The sequence below is a fragment of the Neobacillus niacini genome, assembly GCF_031457145.1.
GTDB lineage: Bacteria > Bacillota > Bacilli > Bacillales > Cytobacillaceae > Neobacillus > Neobacillus niacini_J.
Genome location: NZ_JAVDVZ010000023.1, coordinates 26,651 through 42,773, shown reverse-complemented (window position 1 = coordinate 42,773; position 16,123 = coordinate 26,651). Strand labels below are relative to the sequence as shown.

At 36.0% G+C, this 16,123-nt stretch carries 17 protein-coding genes and 1 other annotated feature; of the genes, 12 read left to right on the top strand and 5 right to left on the bottom strand.

The features are described from left to right. A partial coding sequence (locus J2Y03_RS27820; RefSeq protein WP_310200386.1) for an IS110 family transposase occupies window positions 1–257 on the bottom strand: 257 nt, incomplete at its 3' end. Between the two features lie 715 nt (window positions 258–972). Between J2Y03_RS27820 and J2Y03_RS27815 the strand changes: the two genes are divergently transcribed. The 3 genes from J2Y03_RS27815 (at window position 973) to J2Y03_RS27805 (ending at window position 3,808) form a co-directional block, all read left to right on the top strand. Further along, window positions 973–1,551: a TetR/AcrR family transcriptional regulator gene (locus tag J2Y03_RS27815; RefSeq protein ID WP_310200384.1), complete on the top strand. Its 579-nt coding sequence runs from the start codon at window positions 973–975 to the stop codon at window positions 1,549–1,551. Window positions 1,552–1,926: 375 nt separating this feature from the next. Beyond that, window positions 1,927–2,625 (top strand): SDR family oxidoreductase, encoded by a 699-nt coding sequence (locus J2Y03_RS27810; protein ID WP_310200382.1) that lies wholly within the window; start codon window positions 1,927–1,929, stop codon window positions 2,623–2,625. A 100-nt stretch (window positions 2,626–2,725) separates the two neighbouring features. After that, window positions 2,726–3,808, top strand: coding sequence for an alkene reductase (locus J2Y03_RS27805; RefSeq protein WP_310200381.1), 1,083 nt, complete (start codon window positions 2,726–2,728; stop codon window positions 3,806–3,808). Window positions 3,809–3,872: 64 nt separating this feature from the next. Here J2Y03_RS27805 and J2Y03_RS27800 read toward each other — a convergent pair whose 3' ends face one another. Beyond that, complete coding sequence (locus tag J2Y03_RS27800; RefSeq protein ID WP_310200379.1) at window positions 3,873–4,058, bottom strand: hypothetical protein; 186 nt, start codon at window positions 4,056–4,058, stop codon at window positions 3,873–3,875. A gap of 45 nt (window positions 4,059–4,103) precedes the next feature. Here J2Y03_RS27800 and J2Y03_RS27795 point away from each other — a divergent pair, with 45 nt between their 5' ends. Continuing rightward, entirely contained in the window at window positions 4,104–5,102 is a 999-nt protein-coding gene (locus J2Y03_RS27795; RefSeq protein ID WP_310200390.1) for an NADP-dependent oxidoreductase, read from the top strand. 238 nt (window positions 5,103–5,340) lie between these two features. Here J2Y03_RS27795 and J2Y03_RS27790 read toward each other — a convergent pair whose 3' ends face one another. The 3 genes from J2Y03_RS27790 to J2Y03_RS27780 all read right to left on the bottom strand — a co-directional run bounded on the left by J2Y03_RS27790 (window position 5,341) and on the right by J2Y03_RS27780 (window position 7,936). After that, a complete protein-coding gene (locus J2Y03_RS27790; RefSeq protein ID WP_310200377.1) occupies window positions 5,341–6,711 on the bottom strand; it encodes an MFS transporter in 1,371 nt (456 codons plus the stop codon). Between the two features lie 126 nt (window positions 6,712–6,837). Beyond that, window positions 6,838–7,284: a PaaI family thioesterase gene (locus tag J2Y03_RS27785; RefSeq protein ID WP_310200375.1), complete on the bottom strand. Its 447-nt coding sequence runs from the start codon at window positions 7,282–7,284 to the stop codon at window positions 6,838–6,840. Between the two features lie 67 nt (window positions 7,285–7,351). Continuing rightward, entirely contained in the window at window positions 7,352–7,936 is a 585-nt protein-coding gene (locus tag J2Y03_RS27780) for a TetR/AcrR family transcriptional regulator (RefSeq protein ID WP_310200373.1), read from the bottom strand. Between the two features lie 193 nt (window positions 7,937–8,129). Between J2Y03_RS27780 and J2Y03_RS27775 the strand changes: the two genes are divergently transcribed. The 8 genes from J2Y03_RS27775 (at window position 8,130) to J2Y03_RS27740 (ending at window position 16,016) form a co-directional block, all read left to right on the top strand. Continuing rightward, on the top strand, window positions 8,130–8,693 hold the full coding sequence (locus J2Y03_RS27775) for a GNAT family N-acetyltransferase (protein WP_310200371.1): 564 nt from the start codon (window positions 8,130–8,132) through the stop codon (window positions 8,691–8,693). Between the two features lie 261 nt (window positions 8,694–8,954). Beyond that, window positions 8,955–9,207 (top strand) — a binding site (T-box leader). Window positions 9,208–9,276: 69 nt separating this feature from the next. After that, window positions 9,277–10,101 carry an ATP-grasp domain-containing protein gene (locus J2Y03_RS27770; protein WP_310200369.1) on the top strand — a complete coding sequence of 275 codons (825 nt, stop codon included), beginning with the start codon at window positions 9,277–9,279 and terminating at the stop codon, window positions 10,099–10,101. Between the two features lie 454 nt (window positions 10,102–10,555). Beyond that, complete coding sequence (locus tag J2Y03_RS27765; RefSeq protein WP_165903271.1) at window positions 10,556–10,693, top strand: hypothetical protein; 138 nt, start codon at window positions 10,556–10,558, stop codon at window positions 10,691–10,693. A gap of 391 nt (window positions 10,694–11,084) precedes the next feature. Then, window positions 11,085–12,080, top strand: coding sequence for an MBL fold metallo-hydrolase (locus tag J2Y03_RS27760; protein ID WP_310200367.1), 996 nt, complete (start codon window positions 11,085–11,087; stop codon window positions 12,078–12,080). A gap of 292 nt (window positions 12,081–12,372) precedes the next feature. Next, window positions 12,373–12,948, top strand: a complete 576-nt coding sequence (locus J2Y03_RS27755; protein WP_310200365.1) for a LysE family translocator — start codon at window positions 12,373–12,375, stop codon at window positions 12,946–12,948. A 17-nt stretch (window positions 12,949–12,965) separates the two neighbouring features. Next, the gene (locus J2Y03_RS27750) at window positions 12,966–13,742 is read left to right on the top strand and encodes an AraC family transcriptional regulator (protein WP_310200362.1); all 777 of its coding nucleotides are present in this window, start codon (window positions 12,966–12,968) and stop codon (window positions 13,740–13,742) included. A gap of 55 nt (window positions 13,743–13,797) precedes the next feature. Next, window positions 13,798–14,172: a hotdog domain-containing protein gene (locus tag J2Y03_RS27745; RefSeq protein WP_310200360.1), complete on the top strand. Its 375-nt coding sequence runs from the start codon at window positions 13,798–13,800 to the stop codon at window positions 14,170–14,172. Between the two features lie 341 nt (window positions 14,173–14,513). Then, a complete protein-coding gene (locus J2Y03_RS27740) occupies window positions 14,514–16,016 on the top strand; it encodes an amidase family protein (RefSeq protein ID WP_310200358.1) in 1,503 nt (500 codons plus the stop codon). Window positions 16,017–16,123 lie beyond the last annotated feature (107 nt).

Below are 16,123 nucleotides of genomic sequence, written 5' to 3'. Positions count from 1 at the left end.
ATGTGTTGAGCGTTTACTACTAAAAACTCGATTCCTTCGGATTCTAATAAGTTAACAATTGGTTTCCAATAAACGCTAGTGCTTTCCATGGCAACATGAGTACAGTTATTCTCTTTGATCCAATCCATTAACTTTAGTAGAAAAACAGTCTTAGTAGAAAACGTTTGAATCTCCTTTCCTTCTGTTGTCATAATACAAGCAGTGATATTGTCTTTATGGACATCCAAACCACATGCTCTTTCAATGATTACATCCATTGAAATCTTCCTTTCAAGGCTTGTAAATTGGAGGCTGGTGCAACAATCAGAATTAGGATTAATCTACCATGAGTGCTTCCCGTAAGGGAGCGACAGTTTGTGGTGCACCGTGGTCGTTGGAGTCAGACTAACGGATGGGCTCTAAGGCACCATAGTGTATCGACCTTCCTCTCCCAGCCTTAGAATCATTATGGATGGATTCAATACATTTTCATTCTTTGTGGTGAAGAGCTTTTTTTGGGATTCATGGATGGCTAACGGGTGCGAAAGTAGAGCAACCTTTATTGTGCTAACGAGCAGAATAGCGTAAATGGGTGCGAACTACACATTATATTTAAAGCGGCTTTGACGAAGGTTTAAATAAATCAAGCAAACCATAAAAGAAACAGCTTCACTATTATAAATATAAAGAATAAAAAATCCCCGAATTGTGGTATCTTAATAAGAATAGAAGGATATTTGTACTAAATTTCTGAATTGATATTGTATTTGTAAGCCTCCAGTTTTTTATTCCACAAAAGTATGTTTTCCCTAAGAATCAGCCTTTGATAAGATTCTTGGGAACACATAATCAAGGGATTTAGATTATGCTGATTTCACTTGAACTATAGGTATTTTCACTATATTTGGAAATTTCAGAATGAGTATTATGAACTTATATTCTTTACCGTTCGTTCTCAATATGTTATATTGACTATGGGAGGAGGAAAATAGTATGGCAAGAAGTAAAGAATTTGAAGAGAACGTAGTATTAGACAAGGCGATGAAGCTCTTTTGGGCACAAGGTTATGAGAAGACATCCTTGACCGATCTGGTCGAGCATATGGGAATCCATCGTAGAAGTTTGTATGACACATTTGGCGACAAACATACGTTGTTTTTGAAAGCTATGGACCGATTTCGCGATAAAGTCAGTGCTGAGCTAACAGGAGAAGTTAAGCGCTCCAAGACTGCAGCGGAGGCTCTTCAGTTTATTTTTAGGTTCATGATACATGGTGAAGAGAACTCGCCTTCAGGCTGTTTAATGGTGAATTCGGCGGTGGAATTGGCAATGCGCGATGATGATGTGGATTCAAAGTCCACTGACTCGTTCACACTATCAGAGCAGCTACTCAAGGATATTATTGTTTGGGGGCAGGAAGAGGGAGAATTTACCTCAGATTATGATGCCGGCGAACTGGCGGAACATCTGCATACTGTATGTGTTGGGTTAAGGGTAATGACAAGAACCTCCATTCCCAAAGAAAAACTACACCGTATAGCCAATTTATCCATAAAACTTTTAGATAAGTAATTATTTCATTCTTAGAATTATAGGTCCTATATGAGTAAGTCTGAGCTGTAGTAAAGCTTACTCCTAAGAAGATATCATGCTTATGCCTTTTTTAGAATGATCGTTCTCGTATATGAGTCTTGCCTTGCTTAAGCTCCCTCCATGAAGGGATTATTCTTTTGTTTTTTAGAATGGTCATTCTCGTATATGAGTCTTGCCTTACTTAAGCTCTCTCCATGTAGGGATCATTCTTATGTGTTTTCTAGAATGACCATTCCCATATAGCGAGACTTGCCCTTTTTCAAAACTTCTCCTTAAGGAAATCATTACTTGCGTAGTATTGAAGAGGAAAACATTTTGTTTACCAAAATTAAATAATAAAAGGAGCACATTAAAATGAAAATTTCTGAACAAGTCGCATTTGTAACCGGCGCAAATCGAGGTTTTGGACGCCATTTAGCACTTGAACTTCTATCCAGAGGGGCTAAGGTTTATGCAGGTGCAAGAAATCCGGAGTCCATTGACATTCCAGGTGTAATTCCTGTAAAGCTTGATATTACCAACCTTCAAGAGGTAGATGCAGCTGCTATGGTCGCTAAGGATGTTACGCTTTTGATCAACAATGCGGGATCGTCTACAGGTGCTTCTTTGATTGACGGTGATCTCGATAAAATACATTTGGAGTTTAATACGCATTTCTTTGGCACACTTTCCATGGTTCGTACTTTCGCACCGATTCTAACAAATAATGGGGGAGGAACGATTCTGAATATTCTTTCCGCATTATCTTGGGCTAGTTCGGGAACTGTTGGCGCTTATACTGCTGCAAAGGCGGCAGAGTGGGCATTGACAAACGACCTACGTTTAAATCTCTATCCTCAAAATGTGAGAGTAGCTGGATTACATGTAGGCTTCATGGAGACAGACATGACATCGAGCTTAGAAGTTCCCAAATCCAAACCTGAGGATATAGCAAAAATTACTATTGATGGATTAGAATCCGACAGCTTTGAAATTGTTGCTGATGATGTGAGCCGAAAGATCCAAAGAAATTTTGCCGGTGGTGTATCTGCGATATACCCACATCTCTCCTAATACAAATTACTAATTCAGTGATTTGTCCAAGATTTCAAACAAAAGGTAAAAGGACACACGTATACAACGGGTAACATAATTTGAAGAGGAGTGTACAAAAATGGATAAATTGTGGAGCAAAACGAAAATTGGAAATTTGGAATTACCTCATCGTTTAGCGATGGCACCAATGACACGTAGTAGAGCGCAAGAAGATGGTACACCGGGAGAACTAAGTTCCCTTTATTATGCTCAAAGAGCATCTTTGGGATTAATTATTAGTGAAGGTACACAACCTTCTGATGATGGACAAGGTTACTTATGGTCACCTGGCATCTATACTGAAAAGCATATTGAAGGGTGGAAAAAGGTTACGGATGCTGTGCATGGAGCAGGTGGATTTATGTATATCCAATTAATGCATGTCGGTCGTATGTCGCACCCTGACAATACACCACATCATCGTCAAGCAGTTGCACCATCTGCGATCGCACCTGGAGTAGAAATGTTTACTGCTAAAGGAATGCAGGAAATACCCGTTCCCCGTGAGTTAAGTGAAGAAGATATTCAAACGACAATTGCAGACTACCGAAAAGCAGCATCTGCGGCTATTGAAGCAGGAGCTGATGGCGTTGAAATTCATGGAGCAAATGGTTATCTAATTCATCAATTTATCGGAGAAAATTCTAATAAACGAACGGATAAATACGGTGGATCAATAGAGAATCGTGCTCGCTTTGCTATCGAAATAACGAAAGCAATCGTTGAAGAAATTGGAGCAGAAAGAACAGGCTTTCGTATCTCACCAGGGGTACCTCTTGGTGGAATTGAAGAAGGTGAACAAGGTCCTGAAGTTTATCTCCATCTTGTAAAAGAATTAGCTCAATTCAATTTGGCTTACCTTCATGTTATGCATGTAGGAAACGAAACACTGCTCCAAGAAATTCGTTCAATTTGGTCAAATCCATTATTAGTCAATCGAGCTGGTCGATCTCTAGAAGATATTAGTATAGATATTGATAATGGCGTTGCTGATATGGTACCAGTCGGTGTATGGTCATTAGCTAATCCGGATTTAGTAGAACGTCTCAAAAAAAGGTTTTCTTTGAATGAAGCAGACCGTACAACATTCTTTGGTGGTAACGGAAGCGTGGGTTATACGGATTATCCTACGATGAAAGATTTAAAATCCCAAGAGGGGTAAGTATAGCTTATAGGGTGAAAAATGGCGTACAACTGAAAAATTGTACGCCATTCTTTCATCAGAATTAGACATTTTGGGAAACAGCTGTCTTGGTATTAATATAATAAAAGTTTGTGCCGTTTTTTGGCTCAACCTGAAAATCAGGCTTGACGTATGAATTACGTGTATTTTCAGGCGTTTGGTGCATTCTTGGGCTATCAAGCACTGGTTTTTGTTTTGAGTCACCTACATTCAACGCTAGAGATTGCATTTTATGAAAAGCCACCAAAACATTGTAAAGGAAAAGGATGAAAAAATGAGAGCTGCTCAAATGCAGAAATATTCAAAAAAAGTTCAAGTGGAATTGAATGATGTTAAAATTCCAGAAATTAATAGCCAGGAGGTACTCGTTAAAGTAAAAGCAGCAGGTGTTAATCCATTAGATATCCTTATTTTAAATGGAAGTATTCGAATGATTTCTGATTATGATTTACCATTAACTTTAGGGAATGAACTATCTGGCGTTATTGAGGCTGTTGGAAAAGATGTTGAGAACTTCCACGTTGGCGACCACATTTATACGAGGTTGCCAGTTAATCAAATTGGAGCATTTGCTGAATATGCGGTCGTCAATGAAGATGCTATATCCATAATGCCTAAAAATTTATCCTTTATTGAAGCAGCCGCTGTTCCTCTCACTGCTTTGACTGCTTATCAAGCATTAAATGACGTACTCAATGCTCAGCCTAACAAAAAGTTATTTATCCCTGGAGGTACCGGTGGCTTTGGGGCTATGGCAATCCCCATCGCCAAATCAATGGGGTTATATGTTATAACAAGCGGCAGTGAAAGAGGTAGATCACGTACACTGTCGATTGGCGCTGATAGATTCATAAATTACCATGAGGAAAACTATGCCAACATTTTATTTGATTTAGATTATGTTATTGACACCTTGGGAGCAAAAGAGATAAAAGCAGAACTTGGTATTTTAAAGCCTCAAGGGAAATTAGTATCATTAAAAGCCGTACCTAATTATCGCTTTGCGGTTGAAAATAATTTTCCAGTGTGGAAAAAACTATTGTTTGGTTTAGTGGGTGCTCGTGTAGATTCTTTAGCACGTAAACATAAAAATGAATATCACTTTTTATTCGTGCAAGCCAATGGTAGTCAATTACAAAAAATCACTAACCTTGTTGAAAAAGAAAATATCACGCCCTCTATTGATTCAATTTATAATTTTAATGACATTAACAAAGCATTAATAAAAGTTTCTACTGGACACTCACAAGGCAAAGTTATTGTAACCTTTTAATCTAAAATTCAAGTACGTGGAAGAACTCTTGTTAAACTATAAGGTGCTTTCCTTTTATAGATCTAGCTACCAATAGGGTAGCTTTTTATTTATGTCGCAAACGGGAAAGTTCAATTATGAAATGACTCACAACTGAAAAAATTATTTTATTGACCTTCTTTGGAAATAAAACAGCACCCCTGGAAGAGTGCTGGAAACCTATTATGGACGCCCTATTTCTTTTCAAGCGATGAAGAATTTAACTTTCCTCCTTTAACCTAGCTCTACGAAGATAGAAGCCGTATATGAAACCAGTCATAATGTTAATAATCGAGAAGCAAATAAAAATATTTCGATAAACCATTTCCAAAGATAAACCTTCTTGAATGGTTATGAGTAATCCAGAAATAGTCACTCCGAGACCTGCACCGAAAAATTGCATTAATTGGATGATTCCTATCCCCGAACCAATCTTATTGATTGGCAAAATCCTTGTTATCTCGTTCGAAATACTCGAAGAAATTGCCGTAAAGCCAACGCTAGCAAACATATAAATGAAAATGATAAAATAGGGATTTGCAGAAGAGAACCATGCAAATAAGATTGAGGCAGTTAATAACAATAACTGCCCAAAAATAATTAAGGGTGCATTCCCAAAACGGTCAATGAATCTTCCTATATATATGCCAGCAACCACAGCGATAACGGCACCTGGAAAAATAATCATTCCTAGCTCTGCTGGTTCTTTTCCGAATACAGTTGTGAGAATAATGGGCATTAAAAACAGATTTGAAAAGTTAATGAAAAAAGCGGAACCATTAATAAGAAGGAGCTTTGTATATTGCTTATTTTTAAGGAGGATTGGCGGAATAAACGGTTCTTCCGTCTTATTAAGATATTTCCACCATACCGCAAAAAGAACAACTGTTCCTAATAGTATCCCATACGAAAATGTAGATAGAAACAGTAACAGACCTGTTACACTAAGCCCGGTAAGAATAGCACCGAATAAATCGAACTGTCCTTTTTTAATCACCTCATTAGGCAATAACTTTAGGAAGAAAGGAATAGACAGGACAGAAAAAATAGTGACAACGAAAAGATAATTCCATCCTAAGTATTGAGTAATCACTCCCCCTAATACAGGACCTAGCCCAAATGCCAAAGAGGCAGCTGAAGAAATAATCGCCATCACTTTTCCACGTCTTGATAGAGGGATATACCGCCCAGCCATGATCATACTTAATCCCATAACGGCTCCTGCTCCAGCTGCTTGAAGAATTCTAACTGCTAATAAGAGAAAAAAATTTGTTGAAAAGAAACCGATGACGGATGATATGCCTAATAGGCAAATTCCATGGAGTAGAAGTCTCGAGAGGGGAACAAAATCAGATAGGCGACCAAAAGTTAATGTTGAAATGGCAAACATGATGGAATAACCTGATACCAGCCATGAGCCCAAGGATGGGTTTAAGGATAAGTCTTTCAGTATAAAGGGTAATGCCACATTAAACATGGTTGTATTCATTACCACAAACAAAATGGTAACACTCCATACTAAAATAAGTTTATTCTCTTGTAAGTGCACCGTGCTTTCCATTTTGGAAGGAGCCGTTAGAATAGAAGGCATTTGTTCCCACCTTACCTTTTTAATATTGATAAAATGAACTTTACATCGTACTACAAGCTAAATGATAGCTAAAACTTTATGGACCTTACTTTGAATGGACTTTCTTTTTAGAAGAGATTAGTTATATTATTCTATTTTCGATCTTTTTCCGGTAGAATTACCCTTCAAAATCATACATGTACTTGTAGAGTGTGCCACGAGACTTTGTTTTTCATCATATACATGACACTCCAGCAATCCGACTGTTGAACCTTTTTTTATCAATTTTCCCTCAGCTCGAAGTCTAGATTTAAAAATAGGTTTTAGGAAATTTAATTTAATTTCGATCGTCGTAAAAAGTTCGCCCTCAGCTAATGTAGATACAAATGCTAAGCCCATCGCAGCATCGGCTATGTCACATAAAATTCCCCCGTGCAGCGTACCCATTGGATTATGTAACCTTTCAGTTGCATCTATTTCAACTACAACTCTGCCTACTTCCACTTCCGTTACGTTAAAACCTAATACCTCCGCAACAGGAGCTCCAGGTAATTCACCGGCTGCCATTTTCTTTAAAACCTCTAAATGATTCATTCTTTTCACCCTCCATATAAAAATAAAAAAGATTAGACAAGTCATACCAATTTTTAGAACGTTCATTCTAAAAATGGTATTCTAATGCCGCTATAGTCGAATCAATGATGTTTTGAAGTTTCTCTTTATCTTTCGTTGTTTTGGCTAATACTCTTAGCCCAATAAGTGAATTATGAATAAATTGAGATGATTTTTCTATATCAAGTTGATCGGATATTTCCCCACTTATTTGCCCCTGCAATAGTAGTTCGAATATAAATGATTCTGTCTTACTAAAGCTTTTACTAATCCTGTCAGCAACTTCTTGGTCATGTAAGGTTAATTCTACAGCTGTATTAACAATTAAACATCCTGGGGGTTTTTCTTCATCCGAAAAAACCACCATTTCAAATAATTTTTTTATCGCTAACTTGACTGAATTAATAGGTTTAATTTGTTCTTCCATTCTTTTTCCGAGTGTTTCTTCGAAGAGTTGTAAAGCTCGTAGAAACAACGTCTGTTTATCACCAAATGTGTCATAAATACTTCGACGGTGTATGTTCATATTGTCTACTAAATCTTGCATAGACGTTTTTTCATATCCATTTCGCCAAAAAAGCACCATTGCTTTTCGTAAAACCTTGGCTTCATCAAATTCTTTGTGTCTAGCCATTTTTTCACCCCTTTAAAAAAATTTTATCATTTTTAGAATGATTAGTAAAGAATATTCAAAGTATTCAAACGGTACGGGGTAATGAGCAACGGTAACATCGATATTTTCTTGTTCATTTCAATTTCAAAGAAATTGTGAAGGAATGTACTTAAAGTAACGGGTGCTTTAGTTTAAGACTAGAGGGGCTGCTCTAATGAAGATAATTGGAGAAGATAATGTGAAGATAGATATGGTATTTGATTATGAAATAGGTAATGATTTAACTTCAAATATACAAGAATTGTTAAGCGAATGTTTTCAAGAAGACTTTCCAAAAAACAGAATTTATTTCAAACAATTACCTCATTTTAGATTTGTAGTTTTTAATGACAAAAATCAACTTGTAGGACAGGTAGGAATAGATTACAGAGTGATGAATCTTAACGGAAATCCTATAAGAGTGCTTGGTCTAATTGATTTATGTGTCACCCAAAACACTCGCTCACAGGGGATAGGTTCGATGTTACTTTTAGAAATTGAACAGTTTTGTTGCAATAGAAATATTGATTTTTTATTGTTATTTGCTGACAACAAAACGTTGTATTTAAAAAATGGGTACAAGTCAGTTACGAACAAATGTAAATGGTTAAAAATTGACCATATAAGTCAAATTACAAGGGATATAGGTTATGAAGTAATTGATGGATTAATGATTAAAGAAGTTGGTAAGTCTGGTTGGAGCGAAGGAGATCTAGATTTTTTAGGCTATCTTTATTAAGCTAACGGGTCCGATAGCTGAATTGGGAGTTGTCGATACGGCAGCTCTTATTGCTTATTGTGCTAACGTTGCAGGTTAGTTGAAGAAACATGTTTTAGCTTTGTTCAACAATCGGACCATATTGCAACACTTTTAAAGGGAACTGGATATTAAAGTGTTGAAGCAAATAATTGTATAAAGAAATTCAATAAACTTCCTTAAATAACCATTTGTTTTATTTTCTGATTAATATATAATAATGTCTACTTAATCCAATTTGATTTAAATTCTATGAAGAGAAAGAGTACGTTATTGTTTCTGTTCCAAAGAGAGCTGGTGCTTTGCTGAAAACCAGTGTTCAGATAATAACCGAAAATCATCTCCGAGAAGTAAAGCCGAATGTTTAGTAAGCTTTATCGGTTTCCTCCGTTACAAGGGACAACGTATGATTGTACGTTTGTAAAGGGTAGTAAAGTGTTATTCAAACATTTTATTAAACAAGAGTGGTACCGCGAGTTTCAATCTCGTCTCTTACTGAGACGGGATTTTTTGTTTTTTAGGATGTTTTTACAATAAAAATTTAAGAATAGCAGGTGAAGGCGTAATGAAGACGCTACTATTTGTAACAGATTTATATTATGAAGCAAAAGGAAGAAACTATTATGAAGAGGATTTATTTCTTACTTCTAAACTTAGAGAAGCCTTTAATTTGGTCATCTGTCATCCTGAAAATATCGAAGCATTTGAAGATCATGCTGATTTAATTGTTTTCCGAAATGCAGGTCCAGTCGCAAATTTTAAAGACAAATATGAAGCATTCCGCAACCGAATTGTTTCTAAACATTTAAACACATATAATTCGTTTGATGGGAAGGCTGATATGAACGGAAAAGAATATTTAATTGAACTAACAAATGCTCATTTTCCTGTTATTCCAACGATTGATACCCTTGATTCCCTAAATAAACTCCCTAGTGTAGACAGGTATATCGTAAAGCCGAAAGATGGAGCAGACTCTATCGGGATGGAATTTGTTACAAAAGATGAATTGAGTGAAAAAGTTAATTCAGAATCGAAAAATACATTGGTACAACCATTTATCAATTTTGAATATGAAGTCTCATTTTATTTTATCGATAAAGAACTTCAATACGCCCTTTATGCACCAGATAAAGATAAAAGATGGGAATTGAAAGAGTATGTAGCTACGGAAGAAGATTTAGCTTTTGCTAAACGTTTCATCGACTGGAATAATCTTGACTGGGGGATTCAACGAGTTGATGCCTGTCGAAGCGAACAAGGGGAGCTTTTATTAGTCGAATTAGAAGATTTAAATCCCTATCTTTCCTTATTAGAATTATCTGAAGAGACACGTCAGAACTTTGTAGAAGCAATGAAAAAATCATTACAAAAAGCTCTTCAGGTTTAAATATTTACTGTTTTTATAGAACTATACCAGCCAATATAAGTATCTTAGTTATTCCATTATAGGGCGCGATTGTTGAATAAGTGTCTTTTTCTTATTCAACTAACGGGTGCTTATGTTGAATAAGGAGATTACTGGGGGCGATCCTCTAGACAATAAAAAAACAGTCTCCGAAGGACTCTGATTCATTTTCATAAGCCACGACTTCCTATGTTTTTCCTCTTAATGGGAAGGAACCTCGCTGCGTAACTGAGTTTTCCTTTGAGATATAAAAAATTTTAAGAAATACGTCCTTCATAATTATCATACTCGTTGCCATTTTTTTGCTGTAATTACTATGCCATATAAATAGGCGTCCATTCAAATATTGCAGGTCTGATTTAACGGACATAAAATCTTTATCACTGCGACATATTATATTTATCAAAGATATTTTAATGAATTGAGGTTTTTAAAAATGGATGAAATGCGAACTACCAATCAAGTAGAAGAAGTAAATAAACACCTTAAAGAAATTCCCAAGGAAGCCGAAGAAAGAAGAATTGAAAATCAGCCTCAAACTGGTAAAAACGAGAAAGCCATCGAGCCGTTTTAATTTGAAAACGGCAAACCAAAGAATCTTGTTGACCACAAATTTCATTAACCATAAAACAGGGCATAGAAATTTCCTATGCCCTGTTTTTATTTATTGGATCTGTTAAAGAATGTTGTTTTTTCTTCTTCATCTAACTTTAGTTACCTTTCAAAGGGGTGCTACGGCAACCTTTTTTTTATTGTACTAAAGGTGCAGTTTAGTTGAAGAAATACATAGATATTCTAAATATTTTTATGGTGCAGTAGTAGTGAACAAAGATTATCAACTTTTTGTAATCATAAATGGGAAAATAATTAATTATTTAACTATTCAGTAAATATTATATAATATAATTGAGCGAACGTTCAATCATAATTGTTTAATCATTGAACTTAAGGAGGAATAACATCATATGGAAAAAAATAGTATTATTTTCTTTGAAAGAAAATTTCCAAGTGCAAACATGGTTCTTATAAAGGATCAGTTTCCAATCCTTATTGATACTGGTTTTGGTAGTGATGCGGAAGAAACAGTGCAATTAATTAAAGAAGCAGGCGTTTCACCAGAGGAATTACATCTAATTGTGAACACTCACTATCATAGTGACCATGTAGGGGGAAATTTCCATCTTCAAAAAAATTATGGAGTAAAGATTGCTGCTCATAAATGGGATGCTGATTTAATTAATACTTGTGACCTTGAAGCTGGTAGTGCCGAATGGTTAGATCAGCCTGTGGAACCTTACCAAGTCGATTTGAAGCTCTCTGATAATGATGAAATTCATACAGGAAGCAGAACTTTTCAAGTTCTGCACACACCAGGACACACGTTAGGGCATATTTCTCTATATGAACCTGAAGAAGAGATATTCTTTTGTGGGGATCTCTTTCACAGAAATGATGTTGGCTGGTTTAACATCTTTCGAGAGGGTGTTTCATCAATCCAACGATCATTAGAAAGTATAGATCGGGTGTCCACGCTCCGAATCAGGCAGGCATATTCAGGACATGGACCCGAAATAGAGGATCCACTTAGTTCCATTGATACAGCAAGGAAACGACTTGAAAAGTGGCTTAAAAGTCCAGAAAAAGTTTCATGGCATGCCTGCAAAAGGATTTTTGCATTTACACTAATCATGAAAAACGGATTATCAAAAGAAGAAATTGATAAATACTTATTAAATTGTGCTTGGTTCCAAGATTTTTCACGCTACGCTTTCCAGATTCAGCCAGAAGAATTTATTCAAGTCCTGGTCGATGAAATGATTCGTTCCAGAGCAGCAAGCTGGCACAATAATCATTTAATCGCCACTGCTCCGTACTTAGCACCACAAAAGGAATGGATGGATAAGAACATCAAGCCTAAAGATTGGCACGTCAAGGTATTCTTACATAATGAAAAAAAGTAGGGAATGAATAAAAATTGTTGAATCTTGCTGTTAAGTTTTATTTCCAAACTTTTCTGTTAAAATATTAAAAGCATAAAACAAGAGACCAAATTAGAGAGATTGTGAAATGTTGTACTTAAAGTAACGGGGGCTTGAGTTTAAGATGGAGCTGTGATAGTCGGCAGCTCCTTTTTCTTGTTGAACTAACGCAGCAGGTTGAAGAAGAGCCTACCTAATTTTGCAATAATATACTATATGAATTGAGATTGTCAGGTGTATCATTTATGAGAATACCTTGAATGGAGTGTTCCTCATGAATATTACATCTTTTTTACTATACTGTTTTATTGTAACTTTTACACCAGGACCCACTAATATCGTCATATTATCCACAGTACATAATACTGGGACAAAAAAGGCAATGGAGTATACGTATGGGGCAACTATTGCGTTTGGCTTTTTACTTGTTATTTCTGCTGTGTTGAATACGATACTGGTAACAATAATATCAAAAATCTTAATTGTTATGCAGATAATCGGAAGCTGTTATATGCTCTATCTCGCTTATCAAGTTTACAAAACGGATACATCAAAACCAACTGTAAACCAAACTGGTACGTTTATGTCAGGTTTCCTTATGCAGTTCTTAAATCCAAAAGTGGTACTATTTACAATGACTGTAATTCCTACCTATATTATGCCCTACCATGTCTCAATGCCTGCGGTTACAATAAGTGTTATAGCTATAACAGTTATTGGATTTTTAGCATTTATTACATGGGTACTTTTCGGTGCATTGTTCAAGGAGTTTTTACAGAAGCATCAAAAGTTTGTTAATGTGCTAATGGCATTATTTTTAGCGTATTCTGCTATAATGATTTGGATGTAGATAAAGGGGTGGATTAAATGGAAAAATTTATCTATAAAAAATCGGCAGGTATTACTGCGTTGTCAGCAAGTATCACTGATTTTACGTATAAAAAGCATTCTCACAAGGAGTATGCAATAGGTGTAACATTGCGTGGTATTCAAGAGTATAACTTGGATGGCAGTTTACAATTATCCTATCAAAATGGTGTGATGCTTTTTAATCCCGAACAGGCACATGACGGAATGGCACATGATAAAGCAGGGCTTGATTATGTTATGTTATATATTGAGCCACAACTTCTATTAGAGGTTATGGAGAAAAAGGATATAGTACATTTTTCCTCCCCTATTGTATATGATTATAGACTTGAACAAAGAATATTAAGTCTTTCAAATGCAATTTTAGGCGGAAAAGATGAAGCGTTGTGCAGTGAATTACTGTTATCCCTCGCAGACAGCCTTATGCAAACCAATCTTTCTACCTACTCTAAGAAAGATGACGCTCTAATTAGAAAAGCAAAGGAAAGGCTTCATACAAACTTAGAAAATGTAATGAAACTGGACGACATATGCAAAGAGCTTCATTTATCAAAATTTCAGTTTATCAGATTGTTCAAGGCTCATACTGGAATTTCCCCATACCAATACTTTCTTAATTGCAAGATAGAACGTGCAAAGAAGTTGATAGAGAAAAATGGAGATATTTATTCAGCAGTAGCAGAATGTGGTTTTGTTGATTTAACCCATTTAAATAAACACTTTAAAAGCGTATATGGTACAACAGCCTATGAATATATGTCACATTTCAATTGAGGCTGAGTTTTTCCTACTATCTTTAAATGTATTTCAAATATAGGGGGGAACAAAATTGTCTTTAAAAGAAGGTGCTATTATTGCATCTGAACGGACCTTAACACCAGAAGATGTGGCATTGTTTAGCAAGATTTCAGGTGATGAAGGCTCTCACCATGTTACTCCAGATGAACAGGGAAGACTTGTCGTACAGGGATTACTAACCGCTACATTGCCGACAAAAATAGGCGGCGATTACAATGTACTCGCTCGTACAATGAATTTTGAGTTTTTAAGACCAGTATTTACTGGTGATACTATAATTTGTGAAGTAAGAATTGAGCAATTCGAAAAGGAGGAAAATAGGACACGTATATCTGCCTCCTTTGTATGCGGAAATCAACATGGAAAGGAAGTGCTGAGAGGGGATTTTTCAGGAGTAATCCTATGAAATCTTTTTGCACTTTCCTACACTAACTATACAACGAACGATAGAGAACTTGGAAAAACTCCAAGTTCTTTCTTTTTATTTATATTTTTGTCTAGTAATGTAAAGTCATAGAGCAATTCCATTATGTACCGAATAATTGTGAACAATTTCACTTAAACTAACGGGTGCGATTGCTCAATAGAGCAGCCGCTTTTTCACTAACGGTGCAGATTAGTTAAATTATAAAACCACCTAATAATGTAAGAAGTATTTGATATTTCAGTTTAGTTGAAAGAAACAAAAGCTAAATGTGATAAAATTATGAATATCATTATGCATAAGGTGAAAGGGTGAATAATTTTTTGGAGTTAGTTTTTAACAAAATTCTCAAAGAGGAATTAACAATTAAGGAAATACAAGAAGCATTCGAGACGGGAGTTTTAACCTCAAAAGAACTGGTAATGTATTATCTATACAGGATAGCTAGGTATGACCAAAGTGGTTCCAAATTGAATTCTATACTGGAGATAAATCCTGACGCAATATTTATTGCAGAGGGTTTAGACCATGAAAGAAAAACTAAAGGAACTAGAGGTCCACTTCACGGTATTCCTGTTTTGATTAAAGACAATATCGAAACAAAAGATAAAATGCATACAAGTGCAGGAGCCTTAGCTTTAGAAAACCATTTGAGTACAAAAGATGCTTTTTTAGTTGAAAAACTACGGGAAGCAGGAGCTGTTATTATTGGGAAAACCAATATGACCGAATTAGCGAATGGAATGTCTACAACGATGTGGGCAGGTTACAGTTCAAGAGGAGGTCAAACGTTAAATCCTTATGGTCCAGGTGAATTTTTTGTTGGGGGTTCTAGTACAGGCTCCGCTGTGGCGGTCGCAGCCAATTTAACCGTAGTGTCCATCGGAACAGAAACAGACGCATCCATTCTTAGTCCTGCCGTTCAAAACTCGGTGGTGGGGATTAAACCAACTGTTGGATTAATTAGCCGTAGTGGAATTATTCCTTTTACTTACACACAAGATACCCCTGGTCCTATTGCGAGGACAGTTACTGACGCAGCTATTTTATTAGGTGCTTTAACTGGTGTCGACCAGTTTGACCCAGCTACATATAAAAGTGAAGGTATTTCTTGTCAAGACTATACTGCCTTTTTAGAATCAGAAGGACTAAATGGTGCGAGAATTGGTGTTTTTAATAATGCTTCTAAAGATTATTACAGAGATTCAGGTGAGTACGATGAAGACCTTTTTAAAAATGTAATTCAGACAGTGAGAAGTAATGGAGCAGAGGTTATCGAGAAAATAGATATTCCATCTTTTCACAGGGAATGGAGTTGGGGGGTTCCTATATATGAAATGAAACATGCATTAGGAAATTTCCTTTCCCAATTGCCTTCTTACTTGCCTGTACATTCCGATAAAGAATTAATTGAATTTAATACTAGGAATGAAGAGAAGGCGTTAAAGTATGGGCAGAATATGCTCGATTATAGAGAGGGATTACCACATAACACATTGGCGAATCCTGGATATTTAAATGCGAAACTAGAAGATTTATATTATTCCCAAGAGCAAGGTATTGATTTTGCTTTAAAAGAGTATAATCTTGATGCAATATTGTTTCCTTCTTATATTGGTTCTACTATTTGTGCTAAAGCGGGATATCCTTCCATCGCAGTACCCGCAGGTTATAAGGAGAATGGAAGACCCTTCGGAATAACTTTTGCTGGCGGTGCCTTTAGTGAAGGAACATTAGTTAAGCTTGCGTATTCTTTTGAACAATCTACAAAATATAGAAAATCCCCAATCTTCAACTACCATGAAAATAAGTTTCTTCAAGAATAGAAAAATGACAATACTGAAGAAGACCCTGCTCAATCGTTAAAAATAAGAGGAGAGCAGTAATTAAAAAGTCTATGGAGTTGGGTTGACTGGATTAAGGTCAGTATCGA

Excerpts from the sequence above, each read along its gene's own strand:
- J2Y03_RS27815 (WP_310200384.1), top strand. The coding sequence starts at position 973 with ATGGCAAGAAGTAAAGAATTTGAAGAGAACGTAGTATTAGACAAGGCG.
- J2Y03_RS27810 (WP_310200382.1), top strand. The coding sequence starts at position 1,927 with ATGAAAATTTCTGAACAAGTCGCATTTGTAACCGGCGCAAATCGAGGT.
- J2Y03_RS27805 (WP_310200381.1), top strand. The coding sequence starts at position 2,726 with ATGGATAAATTGTGGAGCAAAACGAAAATTGGAAATTTGGAATTACCT.
- J2Y03_RS27800 (WP_310200379.1), bottom strand. The coding sequence starts at position 4,058 with ATGCAATCTCTAGCGTTGAATGTAGGTGACTCAAAACAAAAACCAGTG.
- J2Y03_RS27795 (WP_310200390.1), top strand. The coding sequence starts at position 4,104 with ATGAGAGCTGCTCAAATGCAGAAATATTCAAAAAAAGTTCAAGTGGAA.
- J2Y03_RS27790 (WP_310200377.1), bottom strand. The coding sequence starts at position 6,711 with ATGCCTTCTATTCTAACGGCTCCTTCCAAAATGGAAAGCACGGTGCAC.
- J2Y03_RS27785 (WP_310200375.1), bottom strand. The coding sequence starts at position 7,284 with ATGAATCATTTAGAGGTTTTAAAGAAAATGGCAGCCGGTGAATTACCT.
- J2Y03_RS27780 (WP_310200373.1), bottom strand. The coding sequence starts at position 7,936 with ATGGCTAGACACAAAGAATTTGATGAAGCCAAGGTTTTACGAAAAGCA.
- J2Y03_RS27775 (WP_310200371.1), top strand. The coding sequence starts at position 8,130 with ATGAAGATAATTGGAGAAGATAATGTGAAGATAGATATGGTATTTGAT.
- J2Y03_RS27770 (WP_310200369.1), top strand. The coding sequence starts at position 9,277 with ATGAAGACGCTACTATTTGTAACAGATTTATATTATGAAGCAAAAGGA.
- J2Y03_RS27765 (WP_165903271.1), top strand. The coding sequence starts at position 10,556 with ATGGATGAAATGCGAACTACCAATCAAGTAGAAGAAGTAAATAAACAC.
- J2Y03_RS27760 (WP_310200367.1), top strand. The coding sequence starts at position 11,085 with ATGGAAAAAAATAGTATTATTTTCTTTGAAAGAAAATTTCCAAGTGCA.
- J2Y03_RS27755 (WP_310200365.1), top strand. The coding sequence starts at position 12,373 with ATGAATATTACATCTTTTTTACTATACTGTTTTATTGTAACTTTTACA.
- J2Y03_RS27750 (WP_310200362.1), top strand. The coding sequence starts at position 12,966 with ATGGAAAAATTTATCTATAAAAAATCGGCAGGTATTACTGCGTTGTCA.